The sequence below is a fragment of the Edwardsiella piscicida genome, assembly GCF_021733145.1.
Lineage (GTDB): Bacteria > Pseudomonadota > Gammaproteobacteria > Enterobacterales > Enterobacteriaceae > Edwardsiella > Edwardsiella piscicida.
The window spans coordinates 3,519,815-3,539,021 of the sequence record NZ_CP090968.1 but is presented as its reverse complement, the minus strand read 5'-3'; the positions used below and the strand labels follow the sequence as shown (position 1 = coordinate 3,539,021).

The following is a 19,207-nucleotide window of genomic DNA, read 5'->3' as shown; positions in this document are numbered from 1 at the left end:
GGGCTACAGCACGCCCTGCGCCAGCATGGCGTCGGCGACCTTCACGAAGCCCGCGATGTTGGCGCCGCGCACGTAGTGCACCGGCCCGCTTTGACCGCCGCTGTGGTCGACGCAGGCCTGATGGATATCCAGCATGATCTGCTGCAGACGGCGATCGACCTCCTCTGCGCGCCAGCCGAGGCGCGCGGCGTTCTGCGCCATTTCCAGTCCCGAGGTCGCGACCCCGCCGGCGTTGGCCGCCTTGCCGGGGGCAAACAGGACGCCGGCCGCTAAGAACCGATCGGTCGCTTCAATGGTGGTGGGCATGTTGGCCCCTTCGGCCACGGCGCGAACGCCGTTGGCGATCAGGGCCTGTGCGGCGTCGGCATCCAGCTCATTCTGGGTGGCGCAGGGCAGCGCGATATCGACCGGCACGTGCCAAGGCTGGCGTCCCTCCTGATAGATCAGACCAAACTCGCGGGCGTAATCGGCGATCCGGCCATCCGGCGTCGCCTTTATCGCGCACAGGCGGGCCAGCTTCTCCGGGGTAAATCCCGCCTCATCGACCACGCAGCCGTTGGAGTCCGATGCGGTAACGACCCTGGCCCCCAGCGCCATCGCCTTCTCGATGGCGTACTGCGCCACGTTACCGGAGCCGGAAACGGCGATGCGCATGCCCTCCAGCCCCATGGCGTGGCGCCGGAGCATGGCATCGGTAAAATAGACCAGCCCATAGCCGGTGGCCTCTGGGCGCATCAGGCTGCCGCCGAAGGAGAGCCCCTTGCCGGTAAACACGCAGGCGGTGTTGTTGGCGAGCTTTTTCATCATCCCCGCCATATAGCCGACCTCACGCCCGCCGACGCCGATGTCGCCCGCCGGCACGTCGGTATCGGCGCCGAGATGGCGATACAGCTCGGTCATCAGCGCCTGGCAGAAGCGCATGATCTCACCGTCGCTTTTCCCTTTAGGATTAAAATCGCTGCCGCCTTTTCCCCCGCCCATCGGCAGCGTGGTGAGCGCATTTTTAAAGGTCTGCTCAAAGCCGAGAAACTTGAGGATCGACAGATTGACCGAGGGATGAAAGCGCATTCCGCCCTTGAATGGCCCAATGGCCGAGCTGAACTGCACGCGCCAGGCCCGATTTACCTGCACCTGGTTACGGTCGTCCACCCAGCTGACGCGAAATTGGATCACTCGCTCCGGCTCGATCAGCCGCTCCAGCAGGGCGCTATCGCGGTAGTGTGGGTGCTGCTGCAGAAAGGGCCACAGGGTGGTCATGACTTCACGGACGGCCTGTGCAAACTCCGGCTGATGGGGATCGCGCAGCTGGACGTGCTGCATGAATTGATCGACTGATGCGAGGTGAGCCATAAAAACTCCTTGTTATTATAGGATTGCATTCGTTGTGTCGCAGATGCCTGTCGGCAGCCTAAAAAATAGGCTGTCTGGGACTATAGCATCGCGCCACGCGGGCAGCGCAAGGAGTTTTATCGGGAGAAAAAAAGAACAACGCCCTGTGCTATCAGGGCGTTGTCGAGAAGTGAATAATTAGGCTTTTTGGCCGTCGGCCGGGGTGTTCATCATCCGGTTAAGCCAGGGCACCATCGCCGCCATCACCAGCGTGACGATCAGCGTGGCGATACCGATCTTACCGAAGACGCCGGTATAGATGGGCAGAGTCTGCAGCGGATCGTGGATCCCCGCCGGAACCGCGGTGAAGGTCGCGACGTAGCCGCCGAGCAGGAAGGCGGCGGCCTGGGTCAGGAACCACATCCCCAGAATAAAGCCCATCAGATACTGCGGCACCAGCGCGGCGACCATCGCCAGTCCCAGCGCGCTGATCATCAGCTCCCCGAGGCTCTGGAACAGATAGACCAGCACCACAAACCAGGGCGAGGTTAACCCCTGGGCGTCGGCAAACCACATGCCCGCGGCGGCGGCGGTGAGAAAGCCCAGAGAGCACAGCAGCATTCCCAGAGTAAACTTGGTCGGCATGGTCATGTCACGGCCGCGGCTGCCCAGACGGGTGTAGATCGAGGCCAGAATCGGGCTGGCCACCACGACCCAGAACGGGTTGAGCGCCTGGAAGCTGACCGGGTTAATGGCAAAGCCGAGCAGCTCGTGGCGGACGTTATTGATGGCGAAGAAGTTAAGCGAGGTCGGCATCTGCGCATAGAGAATGTAGAACAGGACGGCTTCGATCATCAGGATGAACGCGACGAACATCCGATTACGCCCGGTTTTATCCTGCTTAAACGCCTCGCGGAAGAAGAAATACAGCACCACCGCGGAGACCGCGATCAGCACGATGTTGGCGACGCCGACGTTATGCATCAGCCAGGCGCAGAGGAAGATCATGACGACGGCCCCGGCCAGTACCAGCAGCAGCTTGCCATAGTTCAGCGGCTGATGATCCGGCGCTGAGCCGATGCTGCGCACCATGCCGCGGCAGGCGAAGTAGACCAGCAGGGCGATGATCAGTCCCAGGCCGCACAGGTTATAGGTCACCGCATAGCCGAAGCGTTCGGCGATGATCGGCGCCAGGGAGAGAGAGAGCAGTGAGCCGATGTTGATGGACATGTAAAACAGGGTGAAGGCGCCATCCAGGCGCGGATCCTTCGGCGGGTAGCATTTGGAGAGCAGACTCGCCGGGTTCGCCTTGAACAGGCCATTGCCGACGGCGATGGTACCCAGGGCGATGAAGATCATCTCTGGCTTCAGCAGCGACATGCCGGTCATAAAGTAGCCCAGCGCCAGCACGATGGCGCCGAGCACCATGGTGCGCTTGGTGCCCAGCAGATGGTCGCCGACGTAGCCGCCGATAGAGATCAGGCCGTAGACCAGCGCGGCAAAGGCGCCGAAGGTGATGAAGGCCTGCTCCTGTGAGAAGCCCAGCTGTTTGACGAAAAAGACGGCCAGAATGCCCTGTACGCCGTAATAACCGAAGCGCTCCCACAGCTCAACGAAGAAGATCATGAAGAAGGGCTTGGGTTGGTGGAGTAAACCGGGCGCGGTGTTGTTCATTGTGGTTGATCTCGGATTATTGTTATGTCGTGAAAAGGGTCGGCGTGGCCTGTCACGCCACGACACCATGAAATAGAATGCCATTTTATAAGCAGATGAGCTGCATTAAATGCGGTATGTGCGGCTATTTTATAGTTTATTGTTTTGAAATGACGCGAATGTGGTGGCGGATCACACTATCCTGATGGGGGCGGGAGATACGCCGCGGCCAAAATAAAAAACGCCGGCGCGTAGAGACGCGCCAGCGTGGTAAAGAAAGCGTGGAACGAGCGACGTGACGTTAGTCGTCCTCTTCATCCTTCAGCGGAACGATCAGCATGTCGATATGAACGGTATTAATCAGCTGGCGGGCGGAGGACATCAGCTTGCTCCAGAAGTCCTGATGGTGGCCGCACAGGACTAAGTCCATATCGTATTTCTTGATGGCATCCACCAGCACCTGACCGAGATCGCCGCTGCCGCTCAGGGTTTCGGTAATCGGATAGCCCGCGTTTTGCGACAGTTCGGTCAGCGCATGGTGCGTTTCATCGGAGATACGTTTTTGCATATCGCCCAGGTTAACGTCGATCAGGCCGGTATACAGGTCGGAATAGTTGACGTCTACGTGGATCAGCGAAACCTTGGCATCGTAGGGGCGTGCCATGGACACGGCTTTTTCAACCAGTATGTTACTTTCCGGGGAAAGGTCTACAGCAACCAGGATGTGTTTATAAGCCATAAGAGAGCTCCTTCCTAAAGCCGATTAACGGTGATTACAGGTTTCGTCCGCTCCGGTGGGCGCGCTGGCGATGCCTGTATGTTAGCACTGTCCGGACAGCGAGATGTGTCGTGCGGCTCACAGGGTAGTTTTTTGTATGACCATCCCAGAGAAGACCGTGACCGGAGTCAGTTGTAAACGGCGCCCCGTGACTGCAGGACCGCGCCAGGTAACATAATTAACCCATTTTTTATAAGGATCGCCGCAGGGTAAATCAAGCACTGTTTCCCTATTACGTGGAAAAGTTGATTTATCCCCGGAATCCCCATACCCATGGTGCTATTTTTGTGGCTGATTTCGTGAATATATAATGAAATCTATAACCTATAGCGTAGAGAACTCCGGCGCGCCACGCGATATATAAATAATTTTTGTGATCTCTGTACGGGTTGCCGCCAGATTTCCTACACTAAGAACTGGAGACCCCGCACGCCGGGGCTCGCCGTCTCTTCATAACAACACCGTGGGCCGGGGCGAGTCAGCTGCGCCGGCGTTGTCTGTCTGGATAGGGCGTCCACGGCAGGGAGGTTACGCCGTGAGGATGCCGGGAGGGGAAACCATGATTAATACCGTCGCGTTATTTTGGGCGTTGTTTATTGTGTGCGTGGTCAACATGCTGCGTTATTACTCTTCCCTGCGCGCCCTGCTGGTGGTGCTGCGCGGCTGCGATCCGCTGCTGTACCAGTACGTGGACGGCGGCGGTTTCTTTACCAGCCACGGTCAGCCCAGCAAACAGCTGCGCCTGGTGCGCTATATCTACGAGCGCCGTTACTACGATCACCATGACGGGGAGTTTATCCGTCGCTGCGAGCGTCTGCGCCGTCAGTTTATGCTGACCAGCGCCCTGTGCGGGCTGGTGGTGGTCGCGTTGATTGCGCTGACGCTCTGGCACTGAGGGTAAACGGGCGTTGCCTAACGCCCAGGATTGTTATAGGGTGGAGACGAACTTCTTATGATGGATTCGATGACCATGTCAACCCAGCGTCGCCTGCTAAACCTACTTCTTCTCCTTAGCACCTAGGGCGGCCTGCGCACACCATTTATTCTTTCAAGGCCGCCGGATGGCGGCCTTGTTGCAGATACCCTCAAGACGAACTCCGGCGACCCGTAATTCAACCGGAGCGATGTTATGAGTCAAATGTTAGCCAGCGGCCAGACGGCCGCCCGCGGTCCCCAGTGGTCATCGCGGGTGGGACATATCCTGGCCGCCGCCGGATCGGCGATCGGTATCGGCGCCATCTGGAAATTCCCCTATGTGACGGCCACCAACGGCGGTGGCGCGTTTCTGCTGCTGTTTCTGCTGTTTAGCTTTACTCTGGGGCTGGCGGTGTTCATGGCAGAAACGCTGCTGGGCAGCCACAGCCGCCAGAGCGTGGTGAAGGCGTTCAGTCAGATGTGCGGCCGCCGCTGGGGATGGGTGGGCATCTTGGGTATCGTTACCAGCGGGTGTATCTACAGTTTTTACAGCGTGGTCGGTGGCTGGACCGTCGGCTATACGCTGCTGGCCGGCGCCGGTCGCCTGCAGAGCGGCGATGCCTCCGCGCTCCAGGCGCTGTTTAGCCGCTACATCAGCGATCCCTATTGGCCGGTATTGACCCACCTGCTGTTTGCCGCGCTGACCGGCTATGTGGTGCTGGGCGGCGTACAGCGCGGCGTCGAGAAGGCGGTGAAGGTCATGATGCCGCTGCTGCTGCTGATCATGGTGGCGCTGATCGCGATCGGCGTGACGCTGCCGGGCGCCAGCGCCGGCCTGCGGATGTTCCTGCAGCCCGACTTTAGCCATCTGAGCGGGAAAAGCGTGCTGGATGCGCTGGGTCTGGCCTTTTTCTCCCTGTCGGTGGGGTTGGGGATCCACACCACCTACGGCGCCTATCTGCCGGACAGCCGCGGCGTGGCCCGCTCCAGTCTGTGGGTGGTGGCGCTCTCCTGTCTGGTGTGCGTGTTGGCCGGGCTGATGATTTTTCCCGCGCTGAGCGCGGCCGGGCTGGACCCCAGCGCCGGGCCGGGGCTGACCTTTATGACGATGCCGGTGTTCTTTTCCCATCTGCCGTTTGGCAGCCTGTGGGCGCTGGCGTTCTTTGTGCTGCTGCTGCTGGCGGCGCTCTCCTCGTCGATCTCCCTGCTGGAGCATATCGTGGCATTTGCCTGTGGACGCTGGGGGTGGTCGCGGCGTAACGCCACCCTGCTGGTCAGCGCCGGCATCATGACGGCGGGGATCCCGGTGACCCTCTCGTTTGGGCCGCTGGCTCACTACACCCTGGGCGGGCGTACGCTGTTCGATTGGCTGGACTTTATGACCTCTAACCTGATGATGCCGCTGTTCGCCATCGCGATCTGTTTGCTGTTTGGCTGGTCGTCACGACTGGAGGCGCTGCTGCCGGAGACGCTGCCGACGCACTGGCGACGCGCCCTGCGCTTTACCTGGCGCTACGCCGCGCCGCTGTGCATTGGGGTTATTCTGCTGCATGGCGTGATGTAAGGCGCGGGGGACGCACGCGGCCCAGCGCCTATCGGCCAAAAAAAAGCCCGCATTCGCGGGCTTTTTTATCGCTTAGCGGGCCGTTAGACCACGAAGGTGAGCGCCAGCCAGTACAGCAGGCTGGAGATGATGATCGCCATGGGCAGCGTCAGCACCCAGGCCAGCAGGATGTTCTTCACCGTTTTGCCCTGTACGCCGCCGCCGTCGACCAGCATGGTGCCGGTGACCGCAGAGGAGAGTACATGGGTGGTGGAGACCGGCATCCCGGTGTAGCTGGCCACGCCGATGGAGACCGCGGCGGTCATTTGCGCGGAGACCCCCTGCGCGTAGGTCATCCCTTTCTTCCCGATCTTTTCGCCGATGGTGGTGGCGACGCGACGCCAGCCGACCATGGTGCCCAGCGACAGGGCGAGGGCAACGGCGACGATGATCCACATCGGAGCATATTCCACCGTTGCCAGCAGATCTTTGCGCAGATCGGTCAGGAAGCGCTTATTGGTTTCGTTGGTTTCCGGCAGCTTGGCTACCTTACCGGCCGTGTCGGCGACGCACATCAGCAGGCGGCGCATATGGCTGCGCTGATCGACGCTCAGCTGATCGTAGCTTTGCAGATCGGTCAGCATACTCTGCGCGCTGGCGATGGCGACCTGGGCCCGGGCGGGGTCGCAGTGGAAGATCTTGCTGCCGTTGACATCTTCGCTGGCCGGGACTTCCGGCTCCGCGCTGATGACGTGGCTCAGCTCAGCCTGATGCTGACGATAGTACTGGTCCAGGTGGGTAATGGCATCGCGCGTGCGGGCAATATCGTACCCCGTCGCGTCCATGTTCATCACGAAACCGGCCGGGGCGACGCCGATCAGCACCAGCATCAGCAGACCGATCCCTTTCTGTCCATCGTTTGCACCATGGGAAAAGCTGACGCCAATAGCCGATACGATCAGGGCGATACGGGTCCAGAACGGCGGCTTGCGTTTGCCATCGATCTTTTCACGCTCGGCCGGCGTCATATGAATACGGCGACGTTTTTTGGTTCCGCTCCAGTAGCGGCGCAGCATCCAGACGATCAGTCCGGCCAGCAGCAGGCCGACGATCGGCGAGATGATCAGTGAGAGGAAGATCTCAATCATCTTCGGGATGTTCAGCGCATCCACCACGGAGGTATGGGTCATGAGCGCGTTGGTCAGCGCGATGCCGATGATGGCCCCGATCAGGGTGTGGGAGCTGGAGGCCGGCAGGCCGAAATACCAGGTTCCCAGGTTCCAGATGATCGCCGCCAGCAGCAGGGAGAACATCATGGCCAGTCCATGGGCGGAGCCCACGTTCAGCAGCAGGTCGGTCGGCAGCAGGTGAACGATGGCATAGGCCACGCTCAGGCCGCCCAGCATGACGCCGAGGAAGTTAAAAATACCGGACATTACCACGGCGATCTGCGAGCGCAGGGCACGGGTGTAAATCACGGTTGCGACCGCGTTGGCCGTATCGTGGAAGCCGTTGATGGCTTCGTAGAACAGCACAAAGAGCAGCGCGAGAACTAACATTAGGCCAGTATGGAAATCTAGCCCTGCAAAGAGATGTAGCATATGCGTTACGCCAGTTTGTGGACATGAACGCGGCGCATTATCGGCGAGAAGGCTGGGTGGGGAAAAGTAAAATATGACGTTTTTTTGATTTGTCGGCGGCAAAAGTGGGCGGGAAGTTAAGACTACTCTTAGTATTTCATAAAGTTATAAGAATTATGCTGCTAAAAATATTTTATAAGGTGATGGGTTTTTCTATGGCATTTCCTTGTTTATCAGCACGATCCCGACGTATTTTTACCCGAACGACGCGGCGCGCTGCGTGATATGACAGCGCGCCGCAGGGGGTTAGAACCACTGACCGAAGCGGTGAATATAGAAACGCTTCATCAGCTGCGTCAGAACGCAGTAGCTCAGCAGGATGGCGACCAGCCACGGGAAGTAGGCCAGCGGCAGCGGCTGCAGGCCGATAAAGTGTCCCAGCGGTGAGAAGGGAATATAGATCCCGAGCGCGATGATGATCCCGGTGGTCAGCATCACCGGCAGCGCGGCGCAGCTCTGAATGAACGGGATCTTCTGGGTGCGCAGCATATGCACGACCAGCGTCTGCGACAGCAGTCCCTCGATAAACCAGCCGGACTGGAACAGCGACTCATGGGCAATGCTGTTGGCGGAGAACACGTACCACATCAGGGCGTAGGTGGCGATATCAAACAGGGATGAGGTCGGCCCGATCCACAGCATGAAGCGGCCGATGTTTTTGGCGTCCCATTTACGCGGTTTACGCAGAAACTCCTTGTCCATCCGGTCCCACGGCAGGCTCATCTGCGACAGATCGTACAGCAGGTTCTGCAGCAGCAGCTGAATGGCCAGCATCGGCAGAAACGGGATAAAGGCGCTGGCGACCAGCACGGAGAACACGTTGCCGAAGTTAGAGCTGGCGGTCATATTCAGGTACTTGATGATATTGCCGAAGGTCTCACGCCCGGTGATCACCCCCTGCTCCAGCACCATCAGATCCTTCTCCAGCAGAATGATATCCGCCGACTCTTTGGCGATATCCGTTCCGGTATCGACGGAGATGCCGACGTCGGCGTCGCGCAGCGCCGGGGCGTCGTTGATCCCATCGCCGAGAAACCCGACGGTGTGGCCATTATTCTGCAGCGCTTTGAGTACCCGGGATTTTTGCAGCGGGCTCAGCTTGGCGAAGACGGTACGCTGCTCCGCTTCCTGCGCCAGCTGTTGGTCGTCCATGCGGTCGATATCGCTGCCCAGCAGGATCTCGCCCGGCGTCAGCCCCACCTCTTGGCAGATCTTGCCCGTGACGGTCGGGTTATCGCCGGTCAGCACTTTGACCACGACGCCGTTTTCGCGCAGCGCGTCAAGGGCGGTAGCGGCGGACTCTTTCGGCGGATCCAGAAAGGTCAGCAGGCCGCACAGGGTCAGGTCGCGCTCGTCGGCAATGCTCAGGGGAAACGCGCAGCCATCGTGGCCGAGATCGCGGGTGCCGAGCATCAGCACGCGGAATCCCTGGCGGTTATACCCCTCCGCCAGCGACTGCAGCGCGGCGCGGCGCGCCTCATCCAGCGGCTGTACCTGGCCGTGCTCTTCAATGTGGCTGGCGATGGCCAGCATCTCTTCGACGGCGCCCTTACAGATCAGCGTATGGTGTTGCTGCTCATCGCTGACCACGATAGAGAGGCGGCGCCGGCTGAAGTCAAACGGCAGCTCGTCGATTTTGCTGTAGCCAGCCATCGCCTCAATGGCCGGTTTATCCTGGCCGCAGCGGATCACCGCTTTGTCCATCAGGTTCTTCATGCCGCTCTGGTGATAGCTGTTCAGCCAGGCCAGCTGCAGAACGCGAGGGTTTTCGACGCCCTGGGTATCCAGATAGTGCTCAAGAATAATGCGATCCTGGGTCAGGGTGCCGGTCTTATCGGTGCACAGCACATCCATGGCGCCAAAGTTCTGGATGGCGTTGAGGCGCTTCACGACCACCTTACGCCGCGACATGGCGATGGCGCCTTTGGCCAGGTTAGAGCTGACGATCATCGGCAGCATCTCCGGCGTCAGCCCGACGGCGACGGCCAGGGCGAACAGCGCGGCATCGGTCCAGTCGCCTTTGGTAACGCCGTTGATCAGCAGCACGATCGGCACCATGACCAGCATAAAGCGGATCAGCAGCCAGCTGACGCTGTTGACGCCGCGGTCGAACGCGGTCTGCGAGCGGGTGCCGACGATGGACTTGGCCAGCGAGCCGAAGTAGGTGCGGTTACCGGTGGCGACCACGACCGCCCGGGCCGTCCCGCTGGAGACGTTGGTGCCCATCAGGCAAACGTTGGCCAGCTCCAGCAGGCTGCCTTCGGCGCTGCAGGGGTCGCTGGACTTCTCACGCACGCTGGCGGTCACGTCATATTTTTCGATCGGCAGGGACTCGCCGGTCAGCACGGCCTGGCTGATAAACAGGTCGCGCGACTCAATCAGCTTCACGTCGGCCGGTACCATATCGCCAGCGGAGAGCAGAATGATGTCGCCCGGCACCAGCTGCTGCATCGGTATCTCGTGGCATTCGCTCTGGGCAAACGGGTGGGCGCGCCGCAGTACGGTTGCCGTGGTGCGGACCATGGACTTCAGCGCCTCGGCGGCCTTATTGGTGCGAAACTCCTGCCAGAAGCGCAGCAGCCCGCTGAGAGAGACCATCACCAGAATGATGATCACCCCGGTCAGATCGGTTGGCTCACCGTGACGCAGTGGGAGCCAGTAATCGGTGAAGAAGCTGATCAGCGCCAGCGCGATCAGTACGTAGATAAAGGGGTTGTTGAACGCCATGAAGAACTGAATCAGCGCCGGCGGCGCCTTTTCATGGGCGACCTGGTTAGGGCCGTGCAGCTGCAGGCGTTCGCGCGCGTCGTCCTCCTCCAGCCCCAGCGTATTGGCGGAGAGGTTGGCCAGGGTGGCGTCCAGGCTGACGCGGGCTTCATCGGCAATCGCGTGGCGTTTTGTCTGTTTTTCCCGGCGGCCGTTAAGAACCGCGGTGTTTTGATCGATCATCTGAGTCATGGTGCGCTACTCATGTGCTGTTTTTTAAGCACACCCCTGCCGCCCGGCAAAAGGTGTCTGTACGTGTGAGGCATAGGGAAACGCTGGGCGTGACGCATCTTGCGCCGTCATGCGCAGGGTTTCAGGGTAGCGACGGCATAATGCGCGCCGCGGCGAAGCTTATTCGCCCGGAGGAAACAGTGCCTGGGTATAAAACAGCATGATAACTGTCCGCATTTACGCGAGCGCGGTGCGCAGCGCGCGTGTCATTACTAAGGGTATGCAGCAGTTCGAGATGAAGTGTTGCTGCCCGCCTGGGTTCGGCAAGCAGCACATCGTGAAGATGGTCAGCTTGCCAAGGATAAGTGCGTGTTGTCCTGATGACTCTGACTGTCCAAAGAGGGAATCTCCACCAACTAAAAAGTGAGCTAACTATAGTTCTGCCCGCGAGAGCTGTAAACCGTACAGAGTTAAACCAATGGTTAACAAAGTTATCCTTTCTACCCTTCCATCGGGATGAAAATAGATAAACTTATTAAGTATCAATAGGTCGTGATGTATTGCGCGGCTCGCACTTTCTTACAAAAGCGCTTTACATCATTACATGATAATGGTTATCATTAACTTGTTTTTCGGGTGGTGGCTTCACCTCCACCGGGAAGGCACGACATTGCTCACATTGCTTCCAATTTTTTAGCCAGCGTCGGGTGCTGGCTTTTTTTTTGTCTACGACCGCGCAGCGGCGGAACGTGCACCGGCCTACAATGGCGACGCATCGTGGCGAAGGAGGGGGTATGGGCGTCAGCCAGATGGATTTAATTTTGTCTCTGCTGCAGCAAATGTGTGTCTATCTGGTGATTGCCTATCTGCTGAGTAAAACGCCGCTGTTTATTCCGCTGATGCAGGTGACTATTCGCCTGCCGCATAAGCTGGTGTGCTACCTCACCTTCTCGATGTTCTGCATCATGGGGACCTACTTTGGCCTGCATATCGATGACTCCATCGCCAACACCCGGGCCATCGGCGCGGTGCTGGGTGGGGTGCTGGGCGGGCCGGGCGTCGGCTTTCTGGTGGGGTTGACCGGCGGTCTGCACCGCTATTCGATGGGGGGAATGACGGCGCTGGCCTGCATGATCTCCACCGTGGTCGAGGGGCTGGTCGGGGGAATGCTGCACCGCCACATGCTGCGCCACCACCGCCTTGATCTGCTGTTTACGCCTTGGGTGGTCGGCGCGATCACCTTGTTGGCCGAGTGTCTGCAGATGGGGATTATCCTGGCGATCGCCCGCCCGTTCTGGGAGGCCGAAGAGCTGGTCGAGCATATCGCGCTGCCGATGATGATCACTAATACCGTCGGCGCGGCGATGTTTATGCGCATTCTGCTGGATCGGCGAGCCATCTTTGACAAATACACCTCGGCCTTTTCCGCCAAGGCGCTGCAGATCGCCGCCCGCGCCGAGGGGATACTGCGTCAGGGCTTCGATCGCCAGAACAGCATGAAGGTGGCGCGGATCCTGTATGAGGAGCTGGGCGTCGGCGCGGTGGCGCTGACGGATCGCCAGCGCCTGCTGGCCTTTATCGGCATGGGGGCCGATCACCATCTGGTCGGCTCACCGATCACCTCGCACCACACCCATCGGGCCATTGAGCAGAACCAGGTGGTGTACGCCGACGGTAATGAGGTGCCTTACCAGTGCTCCATCACCCCGCACTGTAAGCTGGGGTCGTCGCTGGTGATCCCGCTGCGCGGCGAGGATAACCGGGTCATGGGCACGATCAAGCTCTACGAGCCCAAGAACCGCCTGTTTTCCAGCATCAACCGAACGCTGGGGGAGGGGATTGCGCACCTGCTGTCGGCGCAGATCCTGGCGGGCAAGTATGAGCAGCAAACCCAGCTGTTGGCCCAGTCGCAGATTAAGCTGCTGCACGCGCAGGTGAATCCCCATTTCTTATTTAATGCCCTGAATACCCTGTCGGCGGTGATCCGCCGAGACCCGGACCATGCGCGGCGCCTGGTGCTGTCGCTGTCGACGTTCTTTCGCAAGAATCTCAAGCGCAACGGCGATGAGGTGACGCTGGCGGACGAGCTGGAGCACGTGAACGCCTACCTGGAGATCGAGAAGGCGCGTTTCGCGGAGAATCTGGTGGTCGCGGTGTGCTCTGACGCCGCGCTGCGGGAGGTTCGTCTGCCGGCGTTCTCCCTGCAGCCGATCGTTGAGAATGCGATTAAGCACGGTACGGCGCAGCTGTTCGGCGTGGGACGGGTCGAGATCCGCAGCTGGCGTGAGGGGGAGCGGGTCTCTATTTGCGTGGAGGACAACGCCGGGCTGTATCGGCCGACGCCGGGCGGCGACGGGCTGGGAATGAACCTGGTCGATCGGCGGATCAAGGCGCGCTATGGCGAACGCTATGGGGTGCAGGTCGACTGTGTGCCGGAGCGTTCGACCCGGGTGGTGGTGTGCGTGCCGTGGTCACCGCCGACGGAGGCCTTATCCCCGTCGACGGCGCCTGCGCCGTACCAGGGCGCGGACTAGAGCAGCAGCCTCAGCATACGGCGCAGCGGCTCGGCGGCGCCCCACAGCAGCTGGTCGCCCACGGTAAAGGCGGATAGATACTGCGGCCCCATGTTCAGCTTGCGCAGACGGCCAACCGGGGTGGCCAGCGTGCCGGTGACGGCGGCCGGCGTCAGCTCACGCATGCTCAGCTCGCGATCGTTGGGGATCACCCGCACCCATTCGTTATGGCGCGCCAGCAGCTGCTCCACCTCTGGGATGGCGATATCGCGCTTCAGCTTGATGGTAAAGGCCTGGCTATGGCAGCGCAGAGCGCCGACCCGGACGCACAGACCATCGATCGGAATCGCCTGAGCGCTCGCCAGGATCTTGTTGGTTTCGGCCTGCCCCTTCCACTCCTCGCGGCTCTGACCGTTATCCAGCGCCTTATCGATCCACGGGATCAGGCTGCCGGCCAGCGGTACGCCAAAGTTATCCGTCGGCAGCGTGCCGCTGCGCATCAGATCGGTGACCCGGCGCTCGATATCCAGGATCGCGCTGGCCGGGTTTTCCAGCGCCGGCGCGACCTGGCCGTGCAGCATCCCCATCTGGGTCAGCAGCTCGCGCATATGGCGCGCGCCGCCGCCGGAGGCGGCCTGGTAGGTGGCGACGGAGACCCATTCCACCAGATCGGCGGCGAACAGTCCGCCCAGGGACATCAGCATCAGGCTGACGGTACAGTTGCCGCCGACAAAGGTTTTCACTCCGCTCTCCAGGCCACGATCGATCACCGCGCGGTTGACCGGGTCAAGGATAATGATGGCGTCATCCTGCATCCGCAGCGCCGAGGCGGCATCGATCCAGTACCCCTGCCAGCCCGCCGCCCGCAGCCGCGGGTAGATGGCCTGGGTATAATCGCCGCCCTGACAGGTGATGATAATATCCAGCGCCTTGAGGGCGTCGATATCGGAGGCATCCTGCAGCGTGCCGCTGTGGCCGCCGAACGTCGGCGCCGGCTGGCCGTGCTGCGAGGTTGAAAAAAAGACCGGGCGGATAGCGTCGAAGTCGCGCTCTTCGCTCATGCGTTGCATAAGCACCGAGCCAACCATGCCGCGCCAGCCGATAAAACCAACGTTTTTCATATGCACTCCTGCCTTGGATGGTGACGAGTTGCGGATCGGCCGCCGCGCGCCGGCGCGACGCGCAACGGTGTGATAATCCTCAAACTTACAAGATGTGCCGCGATGCGCAAGTGAATTTATTCGATGGCAGCGGAGGGATCGGCGCGCGGGACTAATAATCGCGGCGCCGCGCACCGCAGGGGGAGAGCTCCCCGCAGGCCACTTTTTATGCCACAATAGCCCGCAGTAACGGCGCACCGCGCTACTCTTATTTTCCTGCGCGATACCATGACAATGACACCGATGTCTTCCATGATCCACGGCTGGCTGACGCGTGAGCGTGGCTTTGCTGCGTTTACGACCGGCCCGCTGCTGGATTTTTGGCAGCGGCGCCGAGAGGGCGAATTCTGCGGCGTTGACGGCGTAGCGATCCGCTACGTGGCCTTTTGCGATGCGCGGCACACCCGCGCGATACTGATCGCCCCGGGGCGCATTGAAAGCTATATGAAATATCCGGAGCTGGCCTACGATCTGTTTGTGAGTGGCTATGATGTAGTGATCATCGACCACCGCGGCCAGGGAACCTCCGAGCGGATGCTGGCCGACTCGCACCGCGGCCACGTGGAGCGCTTTGACGACTACGTGGATGATCTGCAGCAGCTGTGGCAGCGCGAGCTGCTGGCGCGCCCCTATCGGCAGCGTTTCTTACTGGCGCACTCGATGGGCGGCGCGATCAGCGCTCTGTTTCTGGCCCGCCGCCCCGCGGGGCTGACCGCCGCGGCGCTGTGTGCGCCGATGACCGGGATCCGCCTGCCGCTGCCGCGCTGGCTGGCGAATGGCATATTGAGCTGGGCCGCGCGCCGCCGCGCGCGCCGCACCCGCTATGCCTTGGGCACCGGCTACTGGCGTCCCCTGCCATTTATGGTTAACGAACTCACGCACAGCCGGGTGCGATATCGTCGTTTTTTGCGCTATTATTCTGACTATCCACAGCTGCAGGTGGGCGGGCCGACCTATCAGTGGGTCGCCGAAAGCCTGGCCGCCGCCGAACGGATCCAGCGCGTGGCGCCGGAGATTGTCACGCCGCTGCTGCTGCTGCAGGCCGCAGAGGATCGCGTGGTGGATAATGCGTCACAGCTGCGTTTTTGTCAGACACTCGCCGCCGCCGGCAACGCCCCCTGGGGCGGTGCGCCGCTGGTTATCAAGGGTGCACGCCATGAGATCCTGTTTGAACGGGACAGCCAGCGTGCCGAAGCGCTAACCGCTATCGTGCGGTTTTTTAAACAATTTTCTGAATCGCCGGCACCTATTGCCGCCAACCCCTGCTGAGGTTAGAACGTACTCTATGTATCATATCGTAGCTTCGGATATGGACGGCACCCTGCTGTCGCCCGCGCATACCCTGACACCCTTTGCCCGAGAAACCCTGCGTCTGCTGACCCAGAAAGGGGTGCACTTTGTCTTCGCCACCGGGCGTCACCATATCGATATCGCGCAGGTGCGCGACAGCCTGGGGATCAAGGCGTTTATGATCACCTCCAACGGTGCCCGGGTGCACGATCCGCTGGGTGAGCCGATCTTCAGCCACAACGTGGATCCCGATATCGCCCACGATCTCTTCTCGATCGTGCACGATGACCCGCAGATCCTGACCAACGTTTACCGCAACGATGACTGGTTTATGAATAGAGAGGACCCCGCCCAGCGGGCGTTCTTCCAGGAGTCGGTGTTTCACTACCATGTGTTTGAGCCGGCGATGCTGCCGACGGACGGCATCTGTAAGGTCTATTACACCTGCGCCGATCACGATCGGCTGCTGCCGCTGGAGGAGGCGATCAATGCCCGCTGGGGCGATCGGGTGAACGTCAGCTTCTCCCTGCCCACCTGTCTGGAGGTGATGGCCGGCGGGGTGTCGAAGGGACATGCGCTGGAGTTTGTGGCGCACCGTTTGGGCTATGGCCTGAAAGACTGCATCGCCTTTGGCGACGGCATGAATGACATGGAGATGCTGAGCATGGCGGGCAAGGGGTGCATCATGGCCGATGCGCACCAGCGCCTGAAGGATCTGCTGCCGCAGAGGGAGGTGATCGGCAGCAACGCGGACGATGCGGTGCCGCACTATCTGCGCAAGATGTACCTGTAAGCGGTATCGAGATGGCCGGGCGCGCTGCGCCCGGCGCTGAGTCTTACTCTCCGGGGAACAGGAAGGGGTTAAGACTGCTGCGGGCGAAGCCCGCCTCTTCCATTTTGGCATCCAGCAGCAGCGTGGCGAGATCGTCGGCCACGGCGTCGACGCCGCTGTCTTTTTCCTGGTACAGGATTTTCAGATAGCTGCCGCAGTCGCCGCAGCTTTCAGCTTTTACCGCCGCCTGCTCGCTGTCGAGCGACCAATAGCTCAGATCGCGGCTCTCCTCGCAGTTGCTGCACTTCACGCGCACCATATGCCATTCGCTTTCGCACAGACTGCAGTGCAGATAGCGCAGCCCGTTGCTACCGCCGATGTGCACGACGCTGCTGACCGGCATGCTGCCGCACACCGGGCAAACGTGGCGCTGTTCGCCGTACTCCGCCTGCGCCCGTCCGGGCAGCTGGCTGGCCATTTGGGCCCAGTAAAGCGAGAGGGCGGCCCACAGGAACAGCGCCCTGTCGCTGCCGACGGCGGCGTAATCGCCCGCCAGCAGGGCGCTGGCCAGCGCTTCGCGCTCACCGGCGGCGCACTTCTCCAATCCCTCCAGCACCGGCAGTACGTGCGCCGGTGCCTGGGGACGCAGCTCGGCGATGATGGCCAGCAGCAGCCGCTGCCAGTGGGGCGTCCGGGCGAAGGTTTGCGTCGCCAGCGGCGGGGTGCCGTTGGCGGCGGCGTTGGCGACGACCGGCGCCAGATCCAGGGTTAGCGGGTTATCGAACAGCGCCTGCTGCTGCGCGTCGGCCAGCGTGGCAGCAAAGCACAGATAGTCGGCCAGCGGGTGTTCGTCTGCCAGCGTGCGCAGACGCTCTGCGCGCTGGCGGTACAGTCGCTGCAGGTTGGGCAGCAGCAGCGGAGCGATCGGGCCCAGCGCGCCTGAGCGGCGTTCGGCGTCGATCTGCTCCTGGGGAAGAACTCGAATGCTCATAGGGTTTCGTCTGATGTGTTGTGAATACATCGCGGATTCCCGCCGCCCCGGGGGCGACGGGAGGGGTCCGCGACAGAATGGGGGATCAGCTCGGCTTCTTACCGGACTGGGCCTCCTTTTCTTCTTCTTCCACTTCCTCTAGCCAGCGCGGGTGGTGTTTTCTGGCCCAGCGACGGCTGACCTTGCCTTCCACCATCCCTTTGATCGAGCCTTTGACCCAAAACGCCATGTAGATATGGATCAGGATGGCATGGATCAGCACGATGGCGGCGACGGCGTGCAGCAGCAGCGAGTAGCGCACCAGCGGGATCGGAAAGCGATCGGCGAAGTAGGGGCGCCAGATGATGATGCCGGTGATCAGCAGCACCAGGATCAGGCTCATGATGCTCCAGAACATCGCTTTCTGCCCCGGGTTATATTTACCCACGCGCGCCACCAGGTGCTCGTTGCCCTTCAGCACCTCAATGATCCCCTTAAACCAGGGAATATCCTGGCGTTCGAACAGGTTATGCCTGACGAAGCGAAAGAACATAACCAGCAGGGTAACAAAGATCAGCACGCCGAAGAAGGGGTGCAGAATACGCCCCATCTGCGGTGTCCCGAAGGTTTCGGTGAGCCACTGTAGCGTGGGGAAGAACAGCGCTATCCCGGATAGCGCGACCAGGAAGAAGCAGATCACCACCGTCCAGTGACACGCCCGGTCGATAAACCGGGTGCGCAGGATCAGATTATTTTTGCTCATGGTGATTCTCCTCTGCATGTCCTTGCGCCTGGCTATGCTCCTGCCCGCCAGCATTCCCCCGCGGCGTATCGTCGTGATCGTCTTCGTCCTCCGTATTGGGACCGACGGCGATGTAGTGGTACAGCAGCCCGATAAAGGTAGCGATAAAACCGGCAAAGGCGACCGGTTTGAGCACATCCTTCCACAGCGTGATGGGGGTATCGATATGCGGATCCTTCGGCAGCCCGTGGTACAGCTCGGGTCTGTCGGCGTGGTGCAGCACATACATCACGTGGGTGCCGCCGACGCCCGGCGGATCGTACAGACCGGCATCGGCAAAGCCGCGCCCCTGCAGTTCGCTGATGCGCTCGGCCGCCAGCGTCTTCATCGCCGCCTTGGTGCCAAAGTGGATGGCGCCGGTCGGGCAGGTTTTGACGCAGGCCGGCTCCTGGCCGACGGCGACGCGGTCGACGCACAGGGTGCACTTGTACACCCGCTTGTCTTCCGGGTTCATGCGCGGCACGTTGAACGGGCAGCCGGCGATGCAGTAGCCGCAGCCGATGCAGTGCTCGGACTGAAAGTCGACGATACCGTTGGCGTACTGGATGATGGCGCCCGCCGACGGGCAGGCCTTCAGGCAGCCCGGATCGGCGCAGTGCATGCAGCCATCCTTACGGATCAGCCACTCCAGCTTGCCGTTCTCTTCGACCTCCGAGAAGCGCATCACCGTCCAGGACTTGGCGCTCAGATCGGCGGGGTTGTCATACACCCCGACGCAGTGTCCGACCTCATCCCGGATATCGTTCCACTCTGAACAGCCCACCTGGCAGGCCTTACAGCCGACGCAGGTGGTTACGTCGATAAGCTTGGCCACTTCCTCCTGGTGATTGCGCCCGTTGGGGGGCGGCGTCAGGGAATTGGTGGCCGAACGCTTAATAATGTCTTGGGATTGCAGTGACATGGTT

Annotated in this window: 14 protein-coding genes; 5 read left to right on the top strand and 9 right to left on the bottom strand. The window is 60.9% G+C overall.

The features are described from left to right. Positions 1-3 precede the first annotated feature (3 nt). From gdhA to uspA, 3 genes are all read right to left on the bottom strand, one after another. Positions 4-1,350, bottom strand: coding sequence for an NADP-specific glutamate dehydrogenase (gene gdhA, locus L1P05_RS16120; protein ID WP_012850150.1), 1,347 nt, complete (start codon positions 1,348-1,350; stop codon positions 4-6). 177 nt (positions 1,351-1,527) lie between these two features. Then, positions 1,528-3,003 carry a dipeptide/tripeptide permease DtpB gene (gene dtpB / locus L1P05_RS16115; protein WP_012850149.1) on the bottom strand — a complete coding sequence of 492 codons (1,476 nt, stop codon included), beginning with the start codon at positions 3,001-3,003 and terminating at the stop codon, positions 1,528-1,530. Positions 3,004-3,283: 280 nt separating this feature from the next. After that, positions 3,284-3,721, bottom strand: a complete 438-nt coding sequence (gene uspA / locus L1P05_RS16110; protein WP_012850148.1) for a universal stress protein UspA — start codon at positions 3,719-3,721, stop codon at positions 3,284-3,286. 598 nt (positions 3,722-4,319) lie between these two features. Between uspA and uspB the strand changes: the two genes are divergently transcribed. Further along, positions 4,320-4,655, top strand: coding sequence for a universal stress protein UspB (uspB, locus tag L1P05_RS16105; protein ID WP_012850146.1), 336 nt, complete (start codon positions 4,320-4,322; stop codon positions 4,653-4,655). Positions 4,656-4,889: 234 nt separating this feature from the next. Beyond that, positions 4,890-6,239 carry a sodium-dependent transporter gene (locus L1P05_RS16100; RefSeq protein WP_012850145.1) on the top strand — a complete coding sequence of 450 codons (1,350 nt, stop codon included), beginning with the start codon at positions 4,890-4,892 and terminating at the stop codon, positions 6,237-6,239. 83 nt (positions 6,240-6,322) lie between these two features. Here L1P05_RS16100 and pitA read toward each other — a convergent pair whose 3' ends face one another. Both pitA and mgtA read right to left on the bottom strand, forming a co-directional pair. Then, positions 6,323-7,819, bottom strand: a complete 1,497-nt coding sequence (gene pitA / locus L1P05_RS16095; protein ID WP_041692562.1) for an inorganic phosphate transporter PitA — start codon at positions 7,817-7,819, stop codon at positions 6,323-6,325. A gap of 285 nt (positions 7,820-8,104) precedes the next feature. Further along, entirely contained in the window at positions 8,105-10,816 is a 2,712-nt protein-coding gene (gene mgtA, locus L1P05_RS16090; RefSeq protein ID WP_012850143.1) for a magnesium-translocating P-type ATPase, read from the bottom strand. Between the two features lie 773 nt (positions 10,817-11,589). On the opposite strand from mgtA, the gene L1P05_RS16085 reads away from it, so the two are divergent. After that, positions 11,590-13,329, top strand: coding sequence for a sensor histidine kinase (locus L1P05_RS16085; RefSeq protein WP_012850142.1), 1,740 nt, complete (start codon positions 11,590-11,592; stop codon positions 13,327-13,329). Here the strand turns inward: L1P05_RS16085 and asd are convergent. Beyond that, positions 13,326-14,429: an aspartate-semialdehyde dehydrogenase gene (gene asd, locus L1P05_RS16080; protein ID WP_012850141.1), complete on the bottom strand. Its 1,104-nt coding sequence runs from the start codon at positions 14,427-14,429 to the stop codon at positions 13,326-13,328. The two genes, L1P05_RS16085 and asd, sit on opposite strands and share 4 nt — an antisense overlap. 273 nt (positions 14,430-14,702) lie before the next feature. Between asd and pldB the strand changes: the two genes are divergently transcribed. Next, positions 14,703-15,737, top strand: coding sequence for a lysophospholipase L2 (gene pldB / locus L1P05_RS16075; RefSeq protein WP_071818557.1), 1,035 nt, complete (start codon positions 14,703-14,705; stop codon positions 15,735-15,737). A 16-nt stretch (positions 15,738-15,753) separates the two neighbouring features. Next, positions 15,754-16,551, top strand: a complete 798-nt coding sequence (yigL, locus tag L1P05_RS16070) for a sugar/pyridoxal phosphate phosphatase YigL (protein ID WP_012850139.1) — start codon at positions 15,754-15,756, stop codon at positions 16,549-16,551. Positions 16,552-16,594: 43 nt separating this feature from the next. Here yigL and fdhE read toward each other — a convergent pair whose 3' ends face one another. The 3 genes from fdhE to fdxH all read right to left on the bottom strand — a co-directional run bounded on the left by fdhE (position 16,595) and on the right by fdxH (position 19,203). Further along, entirely contained in the window at positions 16,595-17,521 is a 927-nt protein-coding gene (fdhE, locus tag L1P05_RS16065) for a formate dehydrogenase accessory protein FdhE (RefSeq protein WP_012850138.1), read from the bottom strand. Positions 17,522-17,606: 85 nt separating this feature from the next. Continuing rightward, entirely contained in the window at positions 17,607-18,263 is a 657-nt protein-coding gene (gene fdnI, locus L1P05_RS16060) for a formate dehydrogenase-N subunit gamma (RefSeq protein WP_012850137.1), read from the bottom strand. Next, positions 18,250-19,203 carry a formate dehydrogenase subunit beta gene (gene fdxH, locus L1P05_RS16055; RefSeq protein ID WP_012850136.1) on the bottom strand — a complete coding sequence of 318 codons (954 nt, stop codon included), beginning with the start codon at positions 19,201-19,203 and terminating at the stop codon, positions 18,250-18,252. Before fdxH ends, fdnI begins: the two co-directional genes overlap by 14 nt. Positions 19,204-19,207 lie beyond the last annotated feature (4 nt).

Coding starts and splice junctions, on each gene's coding strand:
- gdhA (WP_012850150.1), bottom strand. CDS start 1,350: ATGGCTCACCTCGCATCAGTCGATCAATTCATGCAGCACGTCCAGCTG.
- dtpB (WP_012850149.1), bottom strand. CDS start 3,003: ATGAACAACACCGCGCCCGGTTTACTCCACCAACCCAAGCCCTTCTTC.
- uspA (WP_012850148.1), bottom strand. CDS start 3,721: ATGGCTTATAAACACATCCTGGTTGCTGTAGACCTTTCCCCGGAAAGT.
- uspB (WP_012850146.1), top strand. CDS start 4,320: ATGATTAATACCGTCGCGTTATTTTGGGCGTTGTTTATTGTGTGCGTG.
- L1P05_RS16100 (WP_012850145.1), top strand. CDS start 4,890: ATGAGTCAAATGTTAGCCAGCGGCCAGACGGCCGCCCGCGGTCCCCAG.
- pitA (WP_041692562.1), bottom strand. CDS start 7,819: ATGCTACATCTCTTTGCAGGGCTAGATTTCCATACTGGCCTAATGTTA.
- mgtA (WP_012850143.1), bottom strand. CDS start 10,816: ATGACTCAGATGATCGATCAAAACACCGCGGTTCTTAACGGCCGCCGG.
- L1P05_RS16085 (WP_012850142.1), top strand. CDS start 11,590: ATGGGCGTCAGCCAGATGGATTTAATTTTGTCTCTGCTGCAGCAAATG.
- asd (WP_012850141.1), bottom strand. CDS start 14,429: ATGAAAAACGTTGGTTTTATCGGCTGGCGCGGCATGGTTGGCTCGGTG.
- pldB (WP_071818557.1), top strand. CDS start 14,703: ATGACACCGATGTCTTCCATGATCCACGGCTGGCTGACGCGTGAGCGT.
- yigL (WP_012850139.1), top strand. CDS start 15,754: ATGTATCATATCGTAGCTTCGGATATGGACGGCACCCTGCTGTCGCCC.
- fdhE (WP_012850138.1), bottom strand. CDS start 17,521: ATGAGCATTCGAGTTCTTCCCCAGGAGCAGATCGACGCCGAACGCCGC.
- fdnI (WP_012850137.1), bottom strand. CDS start 18,263: ATGAGCAAAAATAATCTGATCCTGCGCACCCGGTTTATCGACCGGGCG.
- fdxH (WP_012850136.1), bottom strand. CDS start 19,203: ATGTCACTGCAATCCCAAGACATTATTAAGCGTTCGGCCACCAATTCC.